General features: G+C 69.8%; 23 protein-coding genes. 2 read left to right on the top strand and 21 right to left on the bottom strand.

What is annotated here, in order from left to right; all coding sequences use genetic code 11:
- Window positions 1-35 precede the first annotated feature (35 nt).
- The 18 genes from NLI01S_RS18465 to dacB form a co-directional block, all read right to left on the bottom strand.
- Complete coding sequence (locus NLI01S_RS18465; protein ID WP_067606282.1) at window positions 36-2,627, bottom strand: L-aspartate oxidase; 2,592 nt, start codon at window positions 2,625-2,627, stop codon at window positions 36-38.
- Between the two features lie 89 nt (window positions 2,628-2,716).
- Window positions 2,717-3,589, bottom strand: a complete 873-nt coding sequence (gene panC, locus NLI01S_RS18460; protein ID WP_067606280.1) for a pantoate--beta-alanine ligase — start codon at window positions 3,587-3,589, stop codon at window positions 2,717-2,719.
- A gap of 81 nt (window positions 3,590-3,670) precedes the next feature.
- The gene (locus NLI01S_RS18455) at window positions 3,671-4,555 is read right to left on the bottom strand and encodes a Rossmann-like and DUF2520 domain-containing protein (protein ID WP_067606277.1); all 885 of its coding nucleotides are present in this window, start codon (window positions 4,553-4,555) and stop codon (window positions 3,671-3,673) included.
- Between the two features lie 220 nt (window positions 4,556-4,775).
- Window positions 4,776-5,018, bottom strand: coding sequence for a hypothetical protein (locus tag NLI01S_RS18450; RefSeq protein ID WP_067606275.1), 243 nt, complete (start codon window positions 5,016-5,018; stop codon window positions 4,776-4,778).
- Between the two features lie 433 nt (window positions 5,019-5,451).
- Complete coding sequence (locus NLI01S_RS18445; protein ID WP_067606273.1) at window positions 5,452-5,691, bottom strand: chaplin family protein; 240 nt, start codon at window positions 5,689-5,691, stop codon at window positions 5,452-5,454.
- Window positions 5,692-5,937: 246 nt separating this feature from the next.
- A complete protein-coding gene (locus NLI01S_RS18440; RefSeq protein WP_067606272.1) occupies window positions 5,938-7,332 on the bottom strand; it encodes a PH domain-containing protein in 1,395 nt (464 codons plus the stop codon).
- A gap of 222 nt (window positions 7,333-7,554) precedes the next feature.
- Complete coding sequence (locus tag NLI01S_RS18435; RefSeq protein ID WP_067606346.1) at window positions 7,555-8,001, bottom strand: PH domain-containing protein; 447 nt, start codon at window positions 7,999-8,001, stop codon at window positions 7,555-7,557.
- A gap of 177 nt (window positions 8,002-8,178) precedes the next feature.
- Window positions 8,179-8,670, bottom strand: a complete 492-nt coding sequence (locus NLI01S_RS18430) for a DUF3180 domain-containing protein (protein WP_067606270.1) — start codon at window positions 8,668-8,670, stop codon at window positions 8,179-8,181.
- A complete protein-coding gene (folK, locus tag NLI01S_RS18425; protein WP_067606268.1) occupies window positions 8,670-9,206 on the bottom strand; it encodes a 2-amino-4-hydroxy-6-hydroxymethyldihydropteridine diphosphokinase in 537 nt (178 codons plus the stop codon). Before folK ends, NLI01S_RS18430 begins: the two co-directional genes overlap by 1 nt.
- Window positions 9,207-9,575 (bottom strand): dihydroneopterin aldolase, encoded by a 369-nt coding sequence (gene folB / locus NLI01S_RS18420; RefSeq protein ID WP_067606266.1) that lies wholly within the window; start codon window positions 9,573-9,575, stop codon window positions 9,207-9,209.
- Window positions 9,575-10,018, bottom strand: coding sequence for a nuclear transport factor 2 family protein (locus tag NLI01S_RS18415; RefSeq protein WP_067606263.1), 444 nt, complete (start codon window positions 10,016-10,018; stop codon window positions 9,575-9,577). Before NLI01S_RS18415 ends, folB begins: the two co-directional genes overlap by 1 nt.
- Window positions 10,015-10,920 (bottom strand): dihydropteroate synthase, encoded by a 906-nt coding sequence (gene folP / locus NLI01S_RS18410; RefSeq protein ID WP_223809292.1) that lies wholly within the window; start codon window positions 10,918-10,920, stop codon window positions 10,015-10,017. Before folP ends, NLI01S_RS18415 begins: the two co-directional genes overlap by 4 nt.
- Window positions 10,921-11,069: 149 nt before the next feature.
- A complete protein-coding gene (gene folE, locus NLI01S_RS18405; RefSeq protein ID WP_223809291.1) occupies window positions 11,070-11,660 on the bottom strand; it encodes a GTP cyclohydrolase I FolE in 591 nt (196 codons plus the stop codon).
- On the bottom strand, window positions 11,657-13,657 hold the full coding sequence (gene ftsH, locus NLI01S_RS18400; protein WP_067606261.1) for an ATP-dependent zinc metalloprotease FtsH: 2,001 nt from the start codon (window positions 13,655-13,657) through the stop codon (window positions 11,657-11,659). Before ftsH ends, folE begins: the two co-directional genes overlap by 4 nt.
- Window positions 13,658-13,911: 254 nt before the next feature.
- A complete protein-coding gene (hpt, locus tag NLI01S_RS18395) occupies window positions 13,912-14,466 on the bottom strand; it encodes a hypoxanthine phosphoribosyltransferase (RefSeq protein ID WP_190318517.1) in 555 nt (184 codons plus the stop codon).
- A 120-nt stretch (window positions 14,467-14,586) separates the two neighbouring features.
- The gene (gene tilS / locus NLI01S_RS18390) at window positions 14,587-15,567 is read right to left on the bottom strand and encodes a tRNA lysidine(34) synthetase TilS (RefSeq protein ID WP_067606257.1); all 981 of its coding nucleotides are present in this window, start codon (window positions 15,565-15,567) and stop codon (window positions 14,587-14,589) included.
- Complete coding sequence (locus NLI01S_RS18385; RefSeq protein WP_067606255.1) at window positions 15,564-16,643, bottom strand: zinc-dependent metalloprotease; 1,080 nt, start codon at window positions 16,641-16,643, stop codon at window positions 15,564-15,566. Before NLI01S_RS18385 ends, tilS begins: the two co-directional genes overlap by 4 nt.
- 168 nt (window positions 16,644-16,811) lie before the next feature.
- Window positions 16,812-18,167 (bottom strand): D-alanyl-D-alanine carboxypeptidase/D-alanyl-D-alanine endopeptidase, encoded by a 1,356-nt coding sequence (gene dacB / locus NLI01S_RS18380; protein WP_157091073.1) that lies wholly within the window; start codon window positions 18,165-18,167, stop codon window positions 16,812-16,814.
- Window positions 18,168-18,243: 76 nt separating this feature from the next.
- On the opposite strand from dacB, the gene NLI01S_RS18375 reads away from it, so the two are divergent.
- Window positions 18,244-18,768 (top strand): inorganic diphosphatase, encoded by a 525-nt coding sequence (locus NLI01S_RS18375; RefSeq protein WP_190318516.1) that lies wholly within the window; start codon window positions 18,244-18,246, stop codon window positions 18,766-18,768.
- 79 nt (window positions 18,769-18,847) lie between these two features.
- Here NLI01S_RS18375 and NLI01S_RS18370 read toward each other — a convergent pair whose 3' ends face one another.
- Window positions 18,848-19,387 carry a hypothetical protein gene (locus tag NLI01S_RS18370; RefSeq protein WP_067606251.1) on the bottom strand — a complete coding sequence of 180 codons (540 nt, stop codon included), beginning with the start codon at window positions 19,385-19,387 and terminating at the stop codon, window positions 18,848-18,850.
- Between the two features lie 131 nt (window positions 19,388-19,518).
- Complete coding sequence (locus tag NLI01S_RS18365; protein WP_157091072.1) at window positions 19,519-19,815, bottom strand: hypothetical protein; 297 nt, start codon at window positions 19,813-19,815, stop codon at window positions 19,519-19,521.
- Window positions 19,816-20,372: 557 nt separating this feature from the next.
- Here NLI01S_RS18365 and NLI01S_RS18360 point away from each other — a divergent pair.
- On the top strand, window positions 20,373-20,924 hold the full coding sequence (locus NLI01S_RS18360) for a hypothetical protein (RefSeq protein WP_067606336.1): 552 nt from the start codon (window positions 20,373-20,375) through the stop codon (window positions 20,922-20,924).
- A 28-nt stretch (window positions 20,925-20,952) separates the two neighbouring features.
- Here the strand turns inward: NLI01S_RS18360 and NLI01S_RS18355 are convergent, their stop codons facing one another.
- Window positions 20,953-21,342, bottom strand: a complete 390-nt coding sequence (locus tag NLI01S_RS18355) for a hypothetical protein (RefSeq protein WP_190318518.1) — start codon at window positions 21,340-21,342, stop codon at window positions 20,953-20,955.
- Window positions 21,343-21,396: the final 54 nt, after the last annotated feature.

Genomic DNA, 21,396 nt, shown 5'->3' with positions numbered 1-21,396 from the left:
TGGGTATCAAGGGAATCTTCCACCACTCGGGCGGTTCAGGCCAGGTCGAGTGCGATATCCAGCGCCGGGCTGGAGTGGGTGAGCGCACCCACCGCCAGGTAGTCGACCCCGGTGGCGGCCACGTCGGCGGCGACCTTCAGGGAGAGGCCACCACTGGACTCCAAGCGGGCACGGCCCGCCACCAGGGCGACGGCCTCGCGCAGTCGCGGCACCGAGAAGTTGTCGAGCAGGATCTCCTCCGCGCCCGCTGCCAGGGCGTCCTCGATCTGATCGATCCGGTCGACCTCTACCTCCAGGGGAAGGTCGGGGAAGCGTTCCCGGATGGCGCGGACCGCCGCGCCCACCCCTCCGGCGGCGAGGACGTGGTTGTCCTTGATCAGTCCGGCGTCGCTGAGGCAGTACCGGTGGTTGACGCCGCCGCCGCACCGCACCGCGTACTTGTCCAAGGCCCGCAGTCCGGGGGTGGTCTTTCGGCTGTCCCGAATACGGGCTTGCGTCCCGGCCACGGCATCCACCCAGGTTCGGGTGGCGGTCGCGATCCCGGACATGTGGGTGAGCAGGTTGAGGGCGGTGCGCTCGGCGGTGAGCAGGTCGCGGGTGCGGGCGGTGACCGTCATGAGCACGTCGCCACGCTTGACGGAGTCGCCGTCACGCACCGATCGGTCGACCTCCAAGGCACCGTCGGCGACCAACCAGAACACCAGCTCCGCCAAGGGCAGGCCGCTGACGGTGCCCGCGGCGCGCGCCACCACGTGGGCGGTGCGCACCTGGTCTGCGGGGATGGTCGCCACGGTGGTGACGTCGATGCGGGGGCCGGCGGTGAGGTCCTCGGACAGGGCCCGCAGCACGGTGTCCACGTGGCCCTGGTGCGGCGCGGTCCAGGGCAGCGTGAACTCGGCGCGTGCCTCCGGTGCCGGGTCGGGTCGGCCCAAGGGGAAGGTGATGCCGTCCAGCTCGGCTTCCAGGGCGGTCGGGAGTGAGGGCTCGCGCTTGTCGTCGGTGGTCACGATGGTGTCCCCTTCAAGTCGGACGATCACGGGCCGCGTGCGCAGCTCGGGTCGGGGTTCTGGTGTGTCGGCGCGCTGGTGGGAGCCTCGGCTCTCCGCGCGGCTCCCGGCCGCGGCGGCCACCAGCCGGGCCACTGTGAGCAGGTTGGCGGTCTCCCAGGACGCGGTGTCGGGGGCGACCTCGCCGGTGTTCTCGACCAGGACGTCGAGTTCGGTGACCAGGCTCTTGAGCCCGTCGCCGGTGCGCAGGACCCCGGCGTGACGGGACATCAGGGCGCGGATCCGAGCGGCCGTCGACGGATCGACCGGCGGAGCGGGCACGCCGACGGTCACGACCTCCGCCCGCTCTGGAGAGGGTTCCGCGATGAGTCGTGCGGCGATGCGGTCGGCGTAGACCAGACCCTCCAGCAGTGAGTTGGAGGCCAGACGATTGGCTCCGTGCACCCCGGTGCGGGCCACCTCGCCCACGGCCCACAGCCCGGGGACCCCGGTACGGCCATCGATGTCGACCTCCACCCCGCCGGAGGCGTAATGGGCGGCCGGCGCCACGGGGATGGCCTGGGTCAGCGGGTCGATGCCGTGGGCACGGCAGGACGCCAGGATGGTGGGGAAACGGCGTTCCCACGTGGCACGACCGAAGTGGCGGGTCTCCAGGTACACGTGGTCGGTGTCCTGCGCGGCCATGACCCGGGCGATGGTACGGGCGACCACGTCGCGGGGAGCGAGGTCGGCGAGTTCGTGCACCCCCAGCATGATGCGGCGGCCCTCGGCGTCGACGAGGTAGGCGCCCTCTCCACGCAGCGCCTCCGAGACGAGGGGTTGTCGACCCCGTGCCTCCGGGCCCAGCCAAAGGACGGTGGGGTGGAACTGGATGAACTCCAGGTCGCGCAGGCTCGCACCGGCCCGGGCCGCCAGGGCCAGACCGTCCCCGGTGGACACGGGCGGGTTGGTGGTGGCCGCGAACACCTGGCCCATGCCGCCGGTGGCCAGGACCACGGCGGGGGCCCGGACCGCACCCACCCCGTCGCGCTCTCCCTCCCCCATGACGTGCAGGGTGATCCCACCGACCCGGCCGGTCGAGGGGTCGCGCAGGACGTCCAGGGCCAGGGCGTGTTCGATGATCTCGACGCGTTCGGCGTCGCGGACGGCGCGCACGAGGGCCCGTTGGATCTCCGCGCCGGTGGCGTCCCCTCCGGCGTGGACCACCCGGTCGGTGCGGTGGCCGCCCTCGCGGGTGAGGGAGAGCTCGCCATCGTCGTCACGGTCGAACTCGGCGCCCAGCCCGATGAGCCAGCGCAGGGCGTCCGGGCCCTCGGTGGCGAGCACGTTGACGGCATGGGGGTCGCACAGTCCCGCCCCGGCCAGGTGCGTGTCGACCATGTGGGCGACGGGTCCGTCCTCGGGGGCCATGGCCGCGGCGATGCCGCCCTGGGCGAAGGCGGTCGAACCGGTGGACAGACGGTCCTTGGTGACCAGGACGACCCGACCGACGTCGGTGCCTTGGACGTAGCGCAGCGCGGTGCTCAGGCCGGCGATGCCCGAACCGACGACCACGACGTCGGCGTGGGTGGCCCAGCCGGGTTCGGGGGCCGTGATCCGGGTCTGTCTGTCAGCACTCATCCGGGGGTCGCTTTCTGAACGATCTGAACGGGCTCGGCCCGGCCGACCCCACTAGTGCCGCGTCGGCCAAGGTCCACCCCGTCGCGGCACTAGAGGGACACCGACACGTTGTCGATCAGTCGGGTGGGGCCGACTCGGGCGGCGACGGCCAGGACGGCGGAGCCCCGATGTTCCGAGGAGGCTTCGGCGAAGGTCGCCGGGTCCACCAGGGCGAGGTAGTCGAGTTCGACCGGCGGGGTCGCCTTCGCCGCCTCCTCGAGGACGGAACGGGCGGCCTCTCGGACGCCGTCGGCCCCGTCGGAGGTGGCCTCTGCCCCGGCGCGCAGGGCGCGGGAGAGCGCGAGGGCGCTCTCGCGTTGCGCGTCGTCGAGGTAGACGTTGCGGCTGGAGGAGGCCAGGCCGTCGGCGTCGCGCAGGGTGGGGGCACCGACGATCTCGACCGGGAGGTTCAGGTCGACGACCATGCGGCGGACGAGGGCGATCTGCTGCGCGTCCTTCTCCCCGAAGACGGCGAGGTGGGGGCGGACCAGTTGGAACAGCTTGGTGACCACGGTCAGGACACCGGTGAAGTGCCCGGGTCTGGAGGCGCCCTCCAGCCGTTCACCCATGGCGCCGGCGTCGACGGTGACCATCTGCTCGGCGGGGTACATGGTCTCGACCTCGGGGGCGAAGATCACGTCCACCCCTTCCTGCGCGCACACTCGGACGTCGGCCGGCAGGTCGCGCGGGTAGCGGTCGAGGTCCTCGTCCGGACCGAACTGGAGGGGATTGACGAAGACGCTGACCACCACGGTCTCGGCTTTCTCCCGGGCCAGGCGCACAAGGGTGCGGTGGCCGCCGTGGAGGGCTCCCATGGTGGGGACCAGGCCCACACGGCCACGACCGTCGAGGGCACGGCGCAGCTCGTCCGGGGTTCGGACGAGAAGGGGCCCGTCTGCGGCGGGCGTGCTGGGGGCGGTCATCGATCTCTCCCTGGTGGGCACGATGGCGCGCGGACCGGGGTTCGCGCGCCGGGGTGGTTCGGGGCTCGGCGGTGCGCTTCCTCAGCGGCGCAGGACGTCGAGCAGTCGCGCGGCGTCCTCCGGTTTGAGCAGCCCGGCGTTGATGGCCCGGTCCGCGGTGAGACGGGCGAGTTCGACGTAGCTGGCGACGCTCTCGGGCGCGTTCTCCCGAAGCTGTTCGATGTGGCCGGCGACCGTTCCGGCGTCACCGCGCAGAACGGGGCCGCTGAGCCCGTGGATGCCCAGGCGCAGGGCGTTGTCCAGGGCGGCGGAGAGCATCGGGGCGAGCAGACGACCGGGTTCGGGCACCCCGGCGGCGGAGAGCAGGGAGGCGCTGTCGGCGACCAGGGTGACCAGGTGGTTCGCGCCGCCGGCCAGGGCCGCGTGGTACAGGGTGCGCTTGTCCTCGGCGATCCACACCGGTTCGGCGCCCATCTCGACGACGAGGGCCTCGGCGATGGGACGCAGCTGGTCGGGGGCGGTGACCCCGAAGGTGCAGTCGGCGAGCCGTTCTATGTCCTCGTCACGACCGGTGAAGGTCATGGCGGGATGCAGCGCCAGGGGAAGGGCCCCGACGATGGTGGCGGGGGCGAGGACGCTGTAGCCGTGGGCGCCGCTGGCGTGGACCAGGATCTTGCCGCGCAGGTCGACCCCGGTTCCGGCGAGCCCTTCGACCAGGTCGGGAAGGGCGTCGTCGGGGACGGTGAGCAGCACCAGGTCACTGGCCTCGACCACCTGGGCGGGTTCGAGGACGCGGGCACCGTCCAGGCGCTTCTCCGCCCGGGTCACCGACGCCTCGGAGACCGCGCTGGCCGCCACGACCTTGTGTCCGGCCCTGGCCAGGGCGAGGCCGAGGACGGAGCCGACACGTCCGGCCCCGACGACGCCGACCCGCAGACGGGCGGGACGCCCCTGTGTCGTCTCCATGTACTCCGTGTCCCCTCCTGGTCCGGTGCGCGTTCGCTTCCCGCGCGCCGAGTTCTGAGCACACGATAGTCCTCCCCCCATGGTGGACCGTCGCCCCGCCCCTGGTGAGGAAGGCCCTGGGAGGTGACCGGGGACACGGAGCGGGGACGGGCATCGTCGCCCGCCCCCGCGTGTGTTCCGTCCGCTTCGGCCGACCGCATCGCGTCGGCCTGGCCGGGGATCAGTTCTGGATGATGACCCCGGCGTTGTAGCAGGAGGCGAGGGACTGGCCCAGCACGGCGTTGGAGTTGCCGCAGCCGGCGTTGGTGTTGTCCACACCGTTGATGTAGGCGATGTTGCCGCTGACATCGGAGCCGTGAGCGGAGGTCCAGGCTCCGGCCTGTGCCGCGGCCGGCGTGGCGGAGAGGATGATCCCGGCGGAGGCGAGGGTCACGGCACCGACTGCGAGCGTCTTCTTCAGCACTACTTTGTCTCCTTAGTCGTCCGGTCGGGGGGAGCCGCCCGGACTCTTGGGTTCGACGACGCCTGTTGGCGTCGGAGATGAAATTACCTACGGAGACACTCACGAAACACACGCTGAGCTGCACTGATCACGAAAGGTCGACGGCCGTCACCCACTGTTGTGGCGCTTCCCGGGGCCCAACCGGACAAAGGCTCAGACTTCGCATCGCACCTGGTCGCACAACGTCACCACCACTTCGTGGTTAGCACGCGGCGACAACGCGGGTTGCGGTCGACCGTTGTCGGGGCACTCACCGCGGACACACGAAAAGCGCCACCCCGTCGTCACGGGATGACGCTTGACGCGTTGGAGCTCAGGGACCCGAGGGCGGTTCAGGGGAAGGCGCCTTCCGACCGTTCACCCCGCCCGAGTCGGGTCGGTTCGGTGACCCGAACTAGTTCTTCACCGTGGCACCGGAGTCGACGCAGTTGGCGCCGGAGACACCCAGCAGCGCGATCGAGTTACCGCAGACGTTGACCGGCACGTCGAGGTCGGCGATGAGCTGGTTGCCGCTCAGGATGCCGCCGTTGCCGGAGGTGAACGCGTTGCTGTTGGCCATGGCCGGGGACCCGGCAAAGAGGACGCCGGCGGCGGCAGCGGTGATGGCGGTAACGGCGAAGGCCTTCTTCAGCATGAATATCTCCCGTCAGGACCGTTTGGCGGGGGGCGCCAAACGGTCGAAACCATTGACGATGTGTATGACAGTGAACACTCCCCGTGTTCAGTCACCATTTAGCCATACTCAGCCGCCGAGCGTGACCAGAAACCCCAAGCTTTTATGGCCCATGACCAGGAAATATCACCATCAGTGAGCGGACATGTCGGACATGAAACCCGCAACCACAGCCACTTACAGCCCCGAATGTGACACACACCACAGTCACGTCTCGGGGGTGTCGCCCGGAGAAACCTCCGCTTCCTCGACCGGGTGCTTCCCCTGCCCGGTTTCCACGTGCATGGTCGCCCGGGTCGCCCACCGTTCCGTGCCCGCGGAGGGTACCCGTGCGCGCCTGCCCGCGTCGGCCAACGCGTCCAGGAAACGGCGCCCCTCCACCGCGCCCCGGTCGCTCGCGCGCGCCGCCACCGGTCCCGGAGGCGTGTCCACGTCGACGGTGACACGACCTCGCAGACGGGCGATCGGCCCGGCGGAGAGCCGCAGCGTCTGCATCCGCTCCACCGGGACGATCTCCGTGACCCGGCAGAACACGCCGCGCACGCTCACGAACAACCGCTCGTCCACCCCGGCCGCGCCCACCGACCGCGTCCGGTCGGCCACCAGCGGCACCATCGCCGCGTCGCTCCCGGGGAAGACCTCGTTCACCAACGTGAACGCCTTGGATCTCGGCGCCACCGGCAGCAGGTCCGCGGAGTCGCCTTGGCGAGCCCCCGCGTATCCCGCGACGGTCGCCTCCACCCGGGCCACCCCGAGGGCCCGCCACAGCATCGGCTCCACGATCCGAACCGCCTGTACCCGTCCGGGCGGGACGGTCTGCATCCGACGCTGGAACATGCCGTAGCGCAGCCTCAGGCCGTCCGAGGACAGCGACGCGTAGAAGTCCGTGTACCGCGCCAGCGGGCCCCAGTAGTAGCGCAGCAGCCCCAACGCGAGCGGCACCACCGCGCCCAGCACACCCGGCTCCAGGAAGACCACGAACGCCGTGGCCAGCATGAGCAGCAGGATGAAGGAGACCAGGATCGGCACCCTGAAGGTCAACGCCCCCAGCAGCAGGGGGAAGGGCAGGCGGTAGAACGGCCACTCCGGGGCCTGCGGAGCGCGGCCGGGAAGCCCCGCCGCGTGGGCGAGCACCGCCGCCCGCATCCGCTCCGCGACGTCCTTGGGCAGGCATCGCAACCGGATGGCGCTGCCGTCCCCGCCGGCCAGTTCGACGCGCAGTTCCGCCATCCCGAACACCTGCATCAGCAACGGCTGGACCACGTCGACCGCTTGGAGCCGACTCAACGGGATCTCCCTGGCGCTGCGCAGGACCAGTCCCGTGTGCACCACCAGGTGGTCCTCTCGGAGACCGAAGGTGCCGTACCACCAGGAGGGCAACGCGTAGGCGAAGGAGCCGAACAGCACCGCCAACGCCATGAACAGCACCCAGGCGAACCCGAACATCACCAGGATCGGCCCGATCAACGCGACGAACACCAGCGTCACCGCGATGATCTGCAACGGGATGATCATCCAGTGCGCCCGGAACACTCCGGTGATGATGTCGTCCTTGGGCGGCGGTGGCGGTAGTGGCGGCCCCCATCCGGGCCCCGCGGGCATGGCCGGCCCCTGGAAACGCGGGTAGGGGCCCGGCGGCGGGTAGGGCGTGGGCCCCGGCGGGCGCGCGCCCGGGTACTGGTGCGGGCCTTGGTACGGGCCTGGAGGCGGTCCCTGCGCGGGGCCCCGCGGCGGCCGGTGCGCCCCGCCTCCCGGCGGCGCCCACCCTGGTTCCGACCCTGGTTCCGGCCGAGGCGATGGTTCCTGCTGAGGCGATCCGTGCACTTACAACCCCGTGGAGAAACTCTCGCTGCGCGCGGCGAGCCGGTCGCGCAACTTGACGGCATCGGCCAGCGGGAGCCCGACCACCCGCGCGTCCGCGGTGCTCGCCGCGGTGCGCACTCGCACCGTCGCGATCCCCAACGCCTGTTCGAGCAGGTCCGTGGTGACGTCCACGACCTGCATCCGGCCGTAGGGCACCACCACGAGCTGTCGGACGAACACCCCGTAGGTCAGGTACAACTCGGCCGGCGCTTCGGTGTAGCCCCAAGAGCGTTGGAACCGACCCGCGAGGAACCACGTGCCCGCCGCGACGACCAAGGCGAGAGCGGCCCAGGCCCCGGCCCACAGCGGACGGCCCCACATGAGCAGCAGCACGCCGCCACCCACCCCGGCGGCCAGGCATCCCGCCGTGGTCACCAGCCGTCGGTACCAGGCCAACGCCGGTGGAATACGCCGCCAGAGCAGCCCCTCGGGCGCGGCGAAGGCCGCGTCCAAGGGCCGCTCCACACTCGTCGATCCCGTCTCGGACTCGGTCTCGGTCTCGGGTGTCGATTCACTGGTCTCCACGGCCTCAGTCAACCATCAGCGCGCAAGGGTCGGTGAAGGCGCGCAGTGGACACCGGATGTTCAGGTGGCCCGTGGCGTGTCGTCGATGTCGTCCTCGCCGTCGTCGGGGACCCGGCAGGCGTGCTCCAGGTACAGCGCGGCGACCAGGAGCAGGCCGGCGGCCAGGGCGGTGCCCAGCGAGACCAGGAAGGCCTCACGATGTGTGGGCAGGTCCAGTCGTGCGGTGATCGACAGGGCCATGCCCGCGAAGAGGCCCGCGGCGATCGACGCGAACAGGGCGCTCGCCTTGGCCAGGGCCAGTAGGCGGGCGGCGCTGATCGGTTCGATGGGTTCGGTCCCCGGCTCGCGTCGAATGCGCCGCGCGGTCCGCCCCGCGGTGTAGGACTCGGCGAAGGCCAGCAGCAACAGGGTCGGGATCGCCGACCACGGGATCAGTGGCGGTCCGGACAGCGAGTTGGCGACGAAGAGGCCCACCAGGGCCCCCAGGGCCGCCAGGACGGACGGGACACGCCACCCGGTCGGAGAGAGCGTGCCCCCACCGTCATCGGACATCAGCGATCCGCCTCCCCCGGAAGTCGCAGGGCCAGGTCGTCCCGGCGCGTCAGCTTCTGTTCGCCGGTGGTGTCGGCGTCCTCCACGTCGGCGAGCAGCGTCGCCACCGGCGCCCGGCCGGGCACGACCGCCGCGGGGTCGGCGTCCAGCCAGGGACGCAGCACGAACGCGCGCAGGTGGGCGCGCGGGTGCGGCAACGTCAGGACCGGATCGTCGTCGACGGTGTCCCCGAAGGCGATCACGTCCACGTCCAGCGTGCGCGGACCCCACCGCACCTCTCGGACCCGGTCGAATTCGCGTTCGGCCGCCTGCGCGCGCTCCAGCAGTTCCCGGGCTGTGCCGTCGAAGTCGACGACCAGGACCGCGTTCAGGTACGGGTCCTGTTCGGGTCCCCCCACCGGTGCGGTCTCGTAGACCGGCGAGAGCGCGACGGGCGTGGGCGCACCCGGTCCGGACGACAGCGCGTCCACGGCCCCCCGCAGGGTGGCGTGGCGGTCCCCCAGGTTGGAACCCAGGGCGAGTACGGCACGGGTCACCTACGCACCCCGCTTTCCACGGGTCACCGTGACCGAGACGTCCTCGAACTCGTGCTCGATCGGTGCCGACGGCTTGTGCACGGTCAACTCGACCCCCTCCACGAGCGACTCGACCATGCACTCGGCGGCGAGCCGTTCGGCCAGCGTCTCGATCAGGTTGACCGGTTCGCCGGTGACGATCGCGACGAGACGGTCGGCGAGCAGCCCGTAGTGCACGGTGTCTCCGACGTCGTCACTGACCGCGGCCGGGCTCGTGTCCAGGTACAGCACGGCGTCGACCACGAAGTCCTGGCCCTCACGACGTTCGAAGTCGAACACGCCGTGGTTGCCCCGGGCCCGCAGTCCACGGAGCGCGATGCGGTCCGGCATCAGTCCTCGCCCTCCGGTTCGTCCTCCTCCATCAGGACCGGCGAGGCGTGGTGCGACCACAACCGCCACCCCTGCTCGGTGTCGACGAACAGGTTGGTGGTGACCACCTGCCCGCCCGCGACGAACCCGGGGCTGCCGTCCTCGGCCGTCAGCACGTTCTCCTCACACGTGACCATGGCGATGTCACCGCCCACCCCGATGTGCGTCTCGGTGAGCACGTACTGGATGTAGGTGACGTTGGCCATGATCAGGGACCAGGCGCGCATGATCTCGGTACGACCGCGCAGCAGCGGCCAGCCGGGGTTGACGCACACCAGGTCCGGGGCCTCGTACTCCTCCGCCCACACCGCGCCCATCAGGTCGATGTCGCCGTTCTCGATGGCGCTGTAGAACTGGGAGTTGGCCTCGGCGACGCTCTCCATGACCTCCTGGCGCGACTTCACAGGCCACCCCGGTCCAAGGGCTCGGAACGGCCCTCGTCGAGCCCACGGCCACCATCGGACCAGGCGGCCGCAACGCGTACGGCGTCGGCGTTGGGACGGACGTCGTGTACGCGTACCGCCCACGCGCCCCGGTCCGCGGACAGGGTCGTCACCGCGGCGGTGGCCGCGTCACAGTCGACGAAGGGGCGGTCCTCGCCCTTGGCGTCACCGAGCAGTCGGCTCAGGAAGCGTTTGCGGGAACCGGCGACCAGCACCGGACGGCCCAGTTCGTGGAACCGTTCGAGGTGCTGGAGCAGCGCCCAGTTGTGCGCCTGTTCGGGGCGTTTGGAGAATCCCAGTCCCGGGTCCAGAACGATCTGGCCGGGGTCGACTCCTGCACTGATCATGGCCTCCATACGGTCGCGGAGCTCATCGAGGACCTCCTGGACGACATCCGTGTACACGGCACGGCTCTGCATGTCATGACTATGCCCACGCCAGTGCATCAACACGTAGGCGACACCGGAAGATGCGACCAGTCGTGCCATCTCGGGGTCGGCCAACCCACCGCTGACGTCGTTGACCAGGACCGCGCCGGCCTCGACCGCGCGCTCGGCCACCTCGGCCCGCATGGTGTCGACGCTGACCGCGATCCCCCGGGAGGCGAGTTCCCGCACGACCGGTTCGACGCGGCGCAGTTCCTCGGCGGCGCCCACACGCTGGGCGCCGGGTCGGGTGGACTCACCGCCCACGTCGATGACGTCGGCTCCCTCTTCGACCAGCCGCAGACCGTGTTCGATCGCGCGTTCGGGATCGAACCAGGACCCGCCGTCGGAGAAGGAGTCGGGGGTGACGTTGACGACCCCCATGACCAGGCACCGCCCGCGGTCGGGCAGTCCCGGAAGTGTGTGTTTCGGCGCCATGCGTTTCACCCTACGCGTACGCGTGGGGGCCGGGGGCACACTGCCCCCGGCCCCTGGAAAGGTGTTCTCCGGGTCGCTCCGGACCGGCCACTCCGGCCGACCGAACACCGATTCCTCACGACCGGGCATCGGGACGGTTCGTCCCGGTCTCAGCCCCGGTCGAGGATGAGACTCATGGCCTCGGCCCGAGTGCGGTCGCTGCTGCGGAATATCCCTCGCACCGCGGAGGTGACCGTCTTGGCACCGGGCTTGCGCACCCCGCGCATGGTCATGCACAGGTGCTCCGCCTCGACCACCACGATCACGCCGCGCGGGTCCAGGTGGTCCATGATGGCGTCGGAGACCTGGCCGGTCAGCCGCTCCTGCACCTGCGGCCTGCGAGCGTAGACGTCCACGAGGCGGGCGAGCTTGCTCAGTCCGGTGATGCGGCCGTCCACTCCCGGTATGTAACCCACGTGGGCCACCCCGTAGAACGGCACGAGGTGGTGCTCGCACGTCGAGTAGAGCTCGATGTCCTTGACCAGGACCATCTCCTCGTGGTCGGCCTCGAAGACCGTGGTGAGCACGTCACCCGGCTTCTGCCCCAGACCCGAGAACTGCTCCTCGTAGGCCCTGGCCACACGATCGGGGGTCTTGACGAGCCCGTCACGGTCGGGGTCCTCCCCGATGGCGATGAGGATCTCGCGAACCGCGCGGGCGATCCGCTCACGATCCACGGGTCTGGAGGGAAGGTCGCTCACGCCTGTTCTCCTTCGTCGCCGACTCCCCCGGGGAACCGACCGTTGAACTCCGATCCCTGCACCTCGGCGCCGTTGAGTGTGGCCATCTCCTTCTTGGAGCGGACCGGCGGCCGGTTGGAGGGCTGACGTTTGCCGTAGCCGGTGTAGGAACCGCGCGAGGGACGCTTACGGACGGGGGCGAAGACCGCCAACACCTCGTCCTTGGTGAGCGTCTCCCGCTCCAACAGCTGTAGGACCAGGTCGTCGAGAACGTCCCGGTATTCGACGAGGACCTCGTAGGCCTCATCGTGCGCCGACTCGATGAGGCGACGCACCTCCTCGTCGATGATGGAGGCGATCTCTTCGGAGTACTCGCGGGCGTGCGACATCTCGCGGCCCAGGAACGGCTCGCTGTTGGCGGAGCCGAACTTGCGGGCGCCCAGGCGCTCGCTCATGCCGTACTCGGTGACCATGTTGCGGGCCAGGTCGGTGGCCTTGTCGATGTCGTTGCTCGCGCCGGTGGTGGGCTCGTGGAAGACGAGCTCCTCGGCGGCGCGACCACCGAGCATCATGGCCAACTGGTCCATCATCTGCGAACGCGAGGTGAGGAACTTGTCCTCGGTCGGCACCGACATGGTGTACCCGAGGGCGCGACCGCGCGGCAGGATCGTGATCTTGTGCACCGGGTCGGCGTTGGGCAGTGCGTGCCCGACCAGGGCGTGGCCGCCCTCGTGGTAGGCGATGACCTTCTTCTCACGGTCCGACATCACCCGGGACTTGCGCTCGGGGCCGGCCATCACACGTTCGATGGCCTCCTCCAGGATCGCGTGGGTGATGACGTTCTTGTCCGCGCGCGCGGACAACAGGGCGCCCTCGTTGATGACGTTGGCCAGGTCGGCGCCGGTCATCCCGGCGGTCTGACGGGCGATCACCGAGAAGTCGACGTCGTCTGCCATCGGCTTGCCCTTGGAGTGCACCTCCAGGATGTCGCGGCGACCGTCCAGGTCGGGACGGTCCACGACGACCTGGCGGTCGAAGCGGCCCGGGCGCAACAGCGCAGGGTCGAGGATGTCGGGCCGGTTGGTGGCGGCGATGAGGATGACGCCGCCCTTGACGTCGAAGCCGTCCATCTCGACCAGCATCTGGTTGAGGGTCTGCTCGCGCTCGTCGTGACCGCCGCCCATGCCGGCGCCGCGATGGCGGCCGACGGCGTCGATCTCGTCGATGAAGATGATCGCGGGCGCGTTCGCCTTGGCCTGCTCGAACAGGTCCCGCACCCGGGAGGCGCCGACGCCGACGAACATCTCGACGAAGTCCGAGCCGGAGATGGAGTAGAACGGCACCCCGGCCTCACCGGCGACGGCTCGGGCCAGCAGCGTCTTACCGGTACCGGGCGGGCCCATGAGCAGGACGCCCTTGGGGATCTTAGCGCCCATCGACTGGAACTTCTCCGGGCTTTGCAGGAACTCCTTGATCTCGTGGAGTTCCTCGATGGCCTCGTCGGCCCCGGCGACGTCGTCGAAGGTGTTCTTGGGCGTGTCCTTGGTGATGAGCTTGGCCTTGGACTTGCCGAAGTTCATCACGCGGGAGCCGCCGCCCTGCATCTGGCTGAAGACGAACCAGAAGATGACGATGATGATGATCAGCGGCAAGAGGCTGAACAGGGCGGTCGTCCAGACCGGGGTGGTGGCGACGGAGACCTTGTAGTCCTTCAGCGCGCCGTCCGGATTCTGGCTCGTCTCCTGGAGCAGGGTCGCCAGTTCCATGCCCTGGCCCTCGACCCAGTAGGCCTCGAGGATCTCGCCGTCGACGGTGGTCAGCTCGATGCGCTGATCACGGTCGATGATCTCGGCGTCCTCGACCTCGTCCTGCTCGATGAGCCGGTAGACCTCGGAGATGTCGGCTTCCTCCGGCTGTGGACCTCCACCGACGTCGAACACGCGAAAGCCGATGACGAGCATGAGGGCGACGACCAGGATCCAAATCCACGGGCCGCGGAAAATACGCTTCAGATTCATGTGAGCGGAACCCTGTCGGGTCCGTCCCTCCAGACCAGGCCGCCCGCCCCAGAGGACTGTCCGGAGCAGGACCTATCGGACACGTGCTCCCCGCGCTGACGCCGGGATATTCGACGGTACACCTCGCCGCGCCGGGCGGGCACACCGCTGAGGCCGGACGCGAGCCGTCATGAAAGCAACGACGACGACCCGTTCCGTTGTTCCCGAGCCCCGCCCGCGTGGGCCATGACACGGTCGCGCGGGCGGGGTCCGGGCTAGTTCTCGTAGACGTGCGGTGCGAGAGTCCCGATGAACGGAAGGTTCCGGTACTTCTCCGCGTAGTCCAGTCCGTAACCGACGATGAACTCGTTGGGCAGGTCGAAGCCGACGTACTTGACGTCGAGGTCGACGTCGAAGGCCAGTGGCTTGCGGACCATGGTGCAGACCTCGACCGACTTCGGGCCGCGCGAACGCAGGTTGCCCACCAGCCAGGAGAGGGTCAGCCCGGAGTCGATGACGTCCTCGACGATCAGGACGTCACGGTCCTTGATGTCGGTCTCCAGGTCCTTGAGGATGCGTACCACACCCGAGGACGTGGTTCCCGCTCCGTAGGAGGACACCGCCATCCAGTCCATCGAGACCGAGGTGTGCAGTACTCGGGCCAGGTCGGCCATGACCATGACGGCACCCTTGAGCACACCGACGATCAGCAGGTCCCGACCCGCGTAGTCCGCGTCGATCCGCGCGCCCAGCTCGACCAGACGCGCATCGATCTCTTCCTCGGTGACCAGAACCTTCTCCAGGTCCTGGCCCATGTCCTTAGCGTCCACGCTCACTGTCCTCGCTGCTGGATTCCCCGTTTGCGGCAACCAGGATAAACGTGTCGAAGGTGGCGACAGCGCCGGACTGCGACACAAGAGGGCGGGGTCACCTCCTGTAACCGACCGACCTCACCGAACGAAGTGGATGCGACCGGCCGCACGGCGGCCACGAACGCCACCGGGCAGATCGATGTGGGCCTGGCCACGCCACTCCGTGATCAACCGTTCGAGCTCGCGTACGTGGCGGGCGGTGAGGTCGGTGGCGGGACAGCCGGCGTCGAGCGCGGCGCGACGAAGCACGCGGGTGCGCAGTGAGGTGTCGGCCTCCTCCAGCGGTCCGACGGCCAGGCCCTCCACGCCGGAGGCGGCCTCAAGCGCACGGTCGTACAGCGTGGTGGCGAGGTCGTCCAGGGTGTCGGCGTCGGCCCGGAGCATCGTCGCGGTACGCGCCAGGGCGGCCGTGATCCCGGGACCGAGCGTCCGTTCCAGGGCGGGAAGCGCCTCATGACGCACCCGGGAGCGGGCGAACCGCGGGTCGTGGTTGTGCGGGTCCTCCCACGGACTCAGGTCCATGAGCAGGCACGCCGCACGAACCGTGCCCCGGTCCAGTTCCAGCAGGGGACGGCGGTAGGCCCCGGACGAGGCGGACATCCCCGCCAGGGAGCGGGCCCCCGAACCGCGTGCCAGTCCGAGCAGGACCGTCTCCGCCTGGTCGTCGAGGGTGTGTCCGAGCAGCACCACGGCGGGAGCGTGCTCCCGTACGGCCGTGTCCAGGGCGTCATAGCGGGCCCTTCTGGCCGCGGCCTCGGGGCCGCCCGAGCCGGCCACCCGCACGGTGGCCACGTCCACGGGATCAAGGCCCAGCCCGCGCAACACCTTGGCGACCCCTTCGGCCCGTTCGGCCGAGCCCTCTTGGAGCCCGTGGTCCACGGTGACGGCGCCCGCCGCACGCCCCATCCGAGGGGCCTCGAAGGCGAGCGCACCGGCCAGGGCCAACGAGTCCGCTCCGCCGCTACAGGCCGCGAGCGCGGTGGTGTCGGCCGGCAGTGCGGACAGCACCCGCCGGACCGCCGAGCGAACGGCGGCCACGGCGGGGGGCGGACCGCTCACTCGCTGATGGCGGCGGGGCGCACGACCCGTTCGATCCACGTCGAGGGGTTACGGATCTCCTCGATGGTGGGCAGGGTCTCGGGCGAGGTCCACACCTTGTTGAACTCGGCCATGCCGACCTGGGCGACCACCTGTCGGACGAAGCTCGCGCCTTCCTCGTACTGCTTCATCTTCATGTCCATGCCCAAGAGCTGGCGCATGATCCGGTCGAGCGGGTTGGCCCCCTCGCGCCGCTTCTGGAAGCGGGCCCGGATGGTCTCGACCGAGGGCACGACCTCGGGTCCGACCGCGTCCATCACGTAGTCTCCGTGCCCCTCGGCCAGGCTCATGACCGCGGTGACCCGGTCCATGAGCTCGTTCTGCTCCGGGCTCTGGAACGCGGTGAGGAGGCTTCCCTCGCCACCCCGCACGGCTTCGGCCACGGCCTCACCGGCCTGCCGGAGCCGGTCTATGAGGTCGGAGGCGTCCATCTCCGTGGACAGCAGGAGTTCCTGCATGAGCTGCTGGACGTGGTCGCGCAGCCACGGCGTGGACGTGAACTGCATCCGGTGGGTCTCCTCGTGCAGGCAGACCCACAGTCGGAAGTCGCGAGGGTCGACGTCCAGCTCGCGTTCGGTGTTGACGATGTTGGGCGCCACCAGGGTCAGTCGCCCGGTCGGTGAATGACCGTTCGGGTCCGGTGGCAGGAAGAGCTCGTACTGGCCGAGGACCTTCCCCGCCAGATAGGACAGGACGGCGCCGAGCTGCATCCCGGTCACCCGCGAACCGACCGCGCCGGCCAGGTTCCCGGCCGGGCTCTTGTTCAGCCGATCGGCGCCCATCTGTTCGAGCACGGGTTCGAGCACCACCCGGAACCCGTTGACGTTGGCTCGAATCCACCCGGGTCTGTCCACGATGGTCGCGGGACCAGAGGGTTCGAGGGGGTTCATACCGGTGAAGTCGCGCACGTGCCCGGCCGCCACAGAGGAGAGGTCGCGCAACTGCACGACGGCCTGCCGTGCGTCGGCCAGATCCACCTGCGGTCCAGGGCGCACGAGGCGGACACCGGTGTTGACGGCTACGTCCCAGTCGATCACAGTCACATCGCCAGCCTACCCACGGGACGCCCGGCGGCACGGGGATCAGGGATCGAATTCAGGGCAGACCCCGGGATCGCCCTGAGACGACCCGAAACGAACCCGAACGAATCGCCTCTCGGCGGGCCGGGCCCCACGGTGGGATCCGCCCTGGGCCCGCGACCGACCTCACGAACAGCCGCACTCGGCGAGGGCCGCGGCGAGGGTGTCCAGAGCCGGCCCGGTCGCGGCCTCGTCGTTGGCCATGAAGGCGAACACGAACGCGTTGCCCTCCTGGTCGTGGATGGTGCCGGCGAGTGTGCTGACGCCGTCGAGCGTCCCGGTCTTGCCCCGGACCATGCCGGCCGCGTGGTGCGAGGTGGAGTACTCGGAGTAGCGACCGGCGAGCGTGCCGGTGGAGTGCGCGGTGGGCAACCCCGTGAGCGTCGCGTTGAGTTCGGGGTGCTCGCCGGCGGCTTCGAGCAGCTGGACGAGGGCCCGCGGGGTGATGCGGTTCTCGGTGCTCAGGCCGCTGTTGTCCGACAGGTCGACCCCGTCGATACCGAGGCCGGCCATGACACGGTGAGTGGTCTCGGAAGCCCCGGCGAAGCTCGCCTCCGCCCCCGATTCCAGGGCGGCCACGCGGCCCAGGGCCTCCGCCATGTTGTTGTCACTGGCCAACATCATGAACTCGACGAGGGAACTCACCGGCGCGGAGGTCACAGAGGCCACCGGTTCACCGACGGACTCGGCCTCCCTCGGGTCGCCCTCGACGGTGAGCCCGGCCCGCTCCAGTTGATCGGCGAAGGCCTCGGCGGCGGCCCGTGGTGGATCCGGCACACGGGTGGACACGTCCGGTTCGACCCTGCCCTGGTCGACGAGCAACGCGTGGATGGTGGCGGTGCTGCCCTCGGTCACGTAGTTGGGCTTCCACCCCGGCCCGGTGTCCGAGCCGGTGAAGAGAGAGTCGTCATAGCCGATCTTCACGGTGTCGACGCCCTGCTCGGCGAGGGAGCCCGCAGTGTCGACCGCGAGCTCCTCCAGGGTCGCTACCTGTGGGTAAGCTGCGGAGTCGGCGGTCACGGTCAAGGTCGCGTCGCCCCCACCACGGAGCACCACACGGTTCTCCGCGGGATCGAGGTATGCCTCGGTCCGTAGAACGTGGTCGGGGCCGACGGTGTCCAGGACGGTGACGGCCGTGGCGATCTTCGTCGTCGACGCCGGGGTCACCGCGGCGTCTGCGTCCCGTTCGAAGAGTGTCTCCCCGGTCGATCCGTCGACCACGTAACCGGAGAGGCCCTCCTCGAGCCCGGACGACGACATGGGATCATCAAGTACGTCCGCGACCCGTTCCGGGTCCACCGGAGTCGGAGCCGCGGGTGCAACCGCCGCCACGCCGTCGGCGTGCGTGACGGGGTTGGGCACCGCCGGCAGCGGTCGTGCCTCGATCACGTCCAAGGCGACGAACCCGGTGATCAGCACGAATATGTTGAGCAGGGCCAGCGCGAGGATCGCCTCGCCTCGTACCCGTCGCACCCGGGGCACCTGCCCTTCCTTTGGTGTCGCGGTCTGACGTTGTTGTTATACGGCGACATTAGTCGCATTGGGAGCCGAGATCAGCATGGAATTCGACGTTACGATCGAGATCCCCAAGGGGGAGCGCAACAAGTACGAGGTGGACCACGAGACCGGTCGTATCCGTCTCGACCGCATGCTGTTCACCTCCACCACCTACCCCGCCGACTACGGCTTCGTAGAGGGAACGCTCGGTGAGGACGGTGACCCGCTGGACGCACTCGTCCTGCTCAAGGCCCCGACCTTCCCCGGCTGCCTCATCCGCGCCCGCGCCATCGGCATGTTCCGGATGCGCGACGAAGCCGGTGGTGACGACAAGCTGCTGTGCGTCCCGGCGACGGACCCGCGCCAGGAACACCTGCGTGACATTCACCACGTCAACGAGTTCGAGCGTCTAGAGATCGAACACTTCTTCACCGTGTACAAGGACCTGGAGCCGGGCAAGTCCGTCGAGGGCGCCAGCTGGGTCGGCCGCCACGAGGCCGAGCAGGAGATCACCGCGTCGGTGAAGCGCGCCGAAGAGGCCGGCATGCACGGGGACTCCTCGCACATCACCAACGAGGGCAAGTGACCGACGAGCGTCTCGGTACCTGATCTGGCCCGGTGAGGTGGACTCACCGGGCCTGCTCGCGTCCGGGGAACCCTGTTCCTCAGTCGGCTCCCAATGGCAGGAGCAGGAGCAGGAGCAACACGCCCAGCAACATCAGCGCCTGTGGCGTGGGGATCGAGAACACCACCCCGCGCAGGCTGTTGCGCGCCCCCTGTCGAAGGGGGAAGCCGTCACGACCGAACTGGTCGGCGCGGACCGCGACGTGGGACCTGTATCCATCGAGTTCGGGGCGGGTCAGGCCGTTGAGCACACGGACCCGGACCAGGCCGTGGGACCCCGCGAGGACCGGACGGGCGATCCCTTCCCCACCCGTCGCGCAGGCACGGTGACGACCGCACTCCACTTCGGCCAACGCGTGCAGCCACTCCCCCAACCGCGCGGAGTCCCGTAGACGGACGCTGTGCGCCCTGGCCACGATCAGGGTGTCCCGCAGCACGACGTGCGCGGTGTCCCGGTCTCGTAGGACCAGAACGCAGTACCGGTACAGCTCCTCCCCGTAGGCGTCGAGGAGACGGGCGTAGACGCCGGCCGGGCACACGCGACCGGAGCGCAGGTCGTGCAGAAGGTCCTGGTCCGTCATAGACCTAGAATCTACGCCGCGCGCCGCTCGTCGCTCTCCGGTTCATGGAAAGACACGGCGGCCTTCCCTCGATTCCGGCTCATGGCGCGGCGCTCGGGGAGACCGCGCGAAGTCCGAGTTCGGTGGGGATCTCAGGCGTCATCGGGGGGTCTTCGTGGATTCGGCGGGCCTCCGGTGTCGTCCGGGTCGTCCCCGTCCCCCGGTTCCGTTTCGGGGCCCGGTCGCGGCGACGGTCTCTCGCTCCCCGTGAAGAGGACGCTCCCGTACCTGGACCGCAGCCACAGGAGCACGTAGGTGAGCACGCACAGGAAGCAGATGAGCAGTGCCGCCTCCACGCCGAGGAAGCCCAGAGCCATCACCCCGGCGGCGGCCACGACGACGGCCCGTACCAGCACACGCGCCCACAGTCCCTGTGCCTCGGGGTTCAAGGCTGCCCTCTGGGAACGGACGGCTGCACTGCCACTCCTGTCACTACGGCTGTTCTGGGAGGTGGGGCCCGAAACGGCGAGAACGCCGTTCTCCCGGGCTCCACATGTCACCACCACGGGACGCCACCCGCAACATGCCCGGTACGTCTCCGGCGTGGGCGGTTCGACGCGCTCGTCTTCCGGTCTCCGCTTGACTCACCACCGGCTTTGCTGGTCTCCTTGCTGCCATGCATCCGCGCACCCGCACCGTCGCCTTGGCTCGTACGGCCCCCAACGGGGCCTCCTGCCTGCCGGCTTGTGCGGCGTGTCCGTGTTGTCGTCACTGAGTCGTAGTCGAGGGGCCGGATTCCACCGACCCCGTACGACCGGCCCGTGATCGGCCCCCGTCCTTCGACGTGAGACGGCCGTGACGGGTCTTCGCTTGGGTGATCTTCCTCTCCGAACGTGCGTTCGGAGGCATCGACCCCACCGTTCCGGGACCTCCCGGGCCCCATGACGACTTTCCCGTGATCGCCCACCACACCGGTGATCACGCACACGTGAAGGATCCTCTCACGATGCCGCAGCAGACCTCCGCGCCGGCCACCGCCCCTCGGGTTCCGACCGAGCACGCCCCGCGACAACGCGCCACGACCGTGTCGCTGGACGGGATCGGCGACGTCGTGGACGCCGGACGCGCCTCCGGCTACGCCCACCTGGGCGCTCGCCGCCTGCCCACTCTCGGACAGGTGGTCGCCGCCGCCAGGGACGCCGCCACCGCGCTGCGCCGCCCGACCCTCTGGCCGACCCGCCGCGGGAGCTGGCAACCCGCCCCGCGCAGCGTCCGCCGCCTGGCCCGTGGGCGCTTCCGGGTCACGTCCGTGGCCCTGGAACCCAACAGTTTCGTCGCCGGCCCCTCGCCACGCGCCGAGAACCCACACGCCTTGGAGGCGCTGTACCTGGTCAGCGGACGCGCCCACCTGATCACCTCCGACGCCGACGGTCAGATGCTGTCGGCCGCGGAACTGACCTCGGATCGGGCCCGTGTGGTGGGCGGTGGCACTCGGGGAGGCCGGCACCTGGTGAACACCGGTGAAGAAGTCGCGGTCCTGGTACGGGTCACCGCCTGAACCGGGGTTCGGAGGGCGTGGAATCACCTCAGTCGTCATCGGAGCTCCCCGTTCCGGCCGCACGCAGGGCCTCGTCCACGACCTCGACGGAGCGGAGGAGCCCGGCCGTGCGCCGACCCTCGGCGAGGTAGGCGCTCATGACCTGGTCGAGGGCGTGCGGGGACAGGTGGTCGCGCAGATCCACCCGGGCCGTGCGATAGCCCTCCCTGGCCGCCTCCAACGTCGCCGAGACGTACTGGCGGACCAGGCGGGAGAGAGCGACGGGATGGCGGCGCAGGACCCCGTGCAACCGGTAGTCGGCGGGCACGTGGTCGAACAACCACTCCAGGGCCGTCTGCTCGAAGGAGTCCGACCCGGGTGGGTGCACGCTCACGGGCCAGTCCGGCGTCAGGGACTGATCGGGCATGCTCCCCAGCATACCCATTGTTCGAAAATATGTTCGATATCCTCTGGGTGAATCGGCCCGATTCCC

This window comes from Nocardiopsis listeri NBRC 13360, assembly GCF_001570765.1.
GTDB lineage: Bacteria > Actinomycetota > Actinomycetes > Streptosporangiales > Streptosporangiaceae > Nocardiopsis > Nocardiopsis listeri.
This window is presented reverse-complemented; position numbering and strand designations above follow the sequence as displayed.

What these genes read in the sequence shown, in the direction of transcription:
- panC (WP_067606280.1), bottom strand. Translation starts at nt 3,589, where the DNA reads ATGACCGCCCCCAGCACGCCCGCCGCAGACGGGCCCCTTCTCGTCCGA.
- NLI01S_RS18430 (WP_067606270.1), bottom strand. Translation starts at nt 8,670, where the DNA reads ATGTCCGATGACGGTGGGGGCACGCTCTCTCCGACCGGGTGGCGTGTC.
- NLI01S_RS18445 (WP_067606273.1), bottom strand. Translation starts at nt 5,691, where the DNA reads ATGCTGAAGAAGGCCTTCGCCGTTACCGCCATCACCGCTGCCGCCGCC.
- folP (WP_223809292.1), bottom strand. Translation starts at nt 10,920, where the DNA reads ATGGCGCCGAAACACACACTTCCGGGACTGCCCGACCGCGGGCGGTGC.
- ftsH (WP_067606261.1), bottom strand. Translation starts at nt 13,657, where the DNA reads ATGAATCTGAAGCGTATTTTCCGCGGCCCGTGGATTTGGATCCTGGTC.
- NLI01S_RS18370 (WP_067606251.1), bottom strand. Translation starts at nt 19,387, where the DNA reads ATGACGGACCAGGACCTTCTGCACGACCTGCGCTCCGGTCGCGTGTGC.
- NLI01S_RS18455 (WP_067606277.1), bottom strand. Translation starts at nt 4,555, where the DNA reads ATGGAGACGACACAGGGGCGTCCCGCCCGTCTGCGGGTCGGCGTCGTC.
- folB (WP_067606266.1), bottom strand. Translation starts at nt 9,575, where the DNA reads ATGCCGGACCGCATCGCGCTCCGTGGACTGCGGGCCCGGGGCAACCAC.
- NLI01S_RS18465 (WP_067606282.1), bottom strand. Translation starts at nt 2,627, where the DNA reads ATGAGTGCTGACAGACAGACCCGGATCACGGCCCCCGAACCCGGCTGG.
- NLI01S_RS18440 (WP_067606272.1), bottom strand. Translation starts at nt 7,332, where the DNA reads ATGCCCGCGGGGCCCGGATGGGGGCCGCCACTACCGCCACCGCCGCCC.
- NLI01S_RS18360 (WP_067606336.1), top strand. Translation starts at nt 20,373, where the DNA reads ATGCCGCAGCAGACCTCCGCGCCGGCCACCGCCCCTCGGGTTCCGACC.
- NLI01S_RS18375 (WP_190318516.1), top strand. Translation starts at nt 18,244, where the DNA reads ATGGAATTCGACGTTACGATCGAGATCCCCAAGGGGGAGCGCAACAAG.
- NLI01S_RS18355 (WP_190318518.1), bottom strand. Translation starts at nt 21,342, where the DNA reads ATGCTGGGGAGCATGCCCGATCAGTCCCTGACGCCGGACTGGCCCGTG.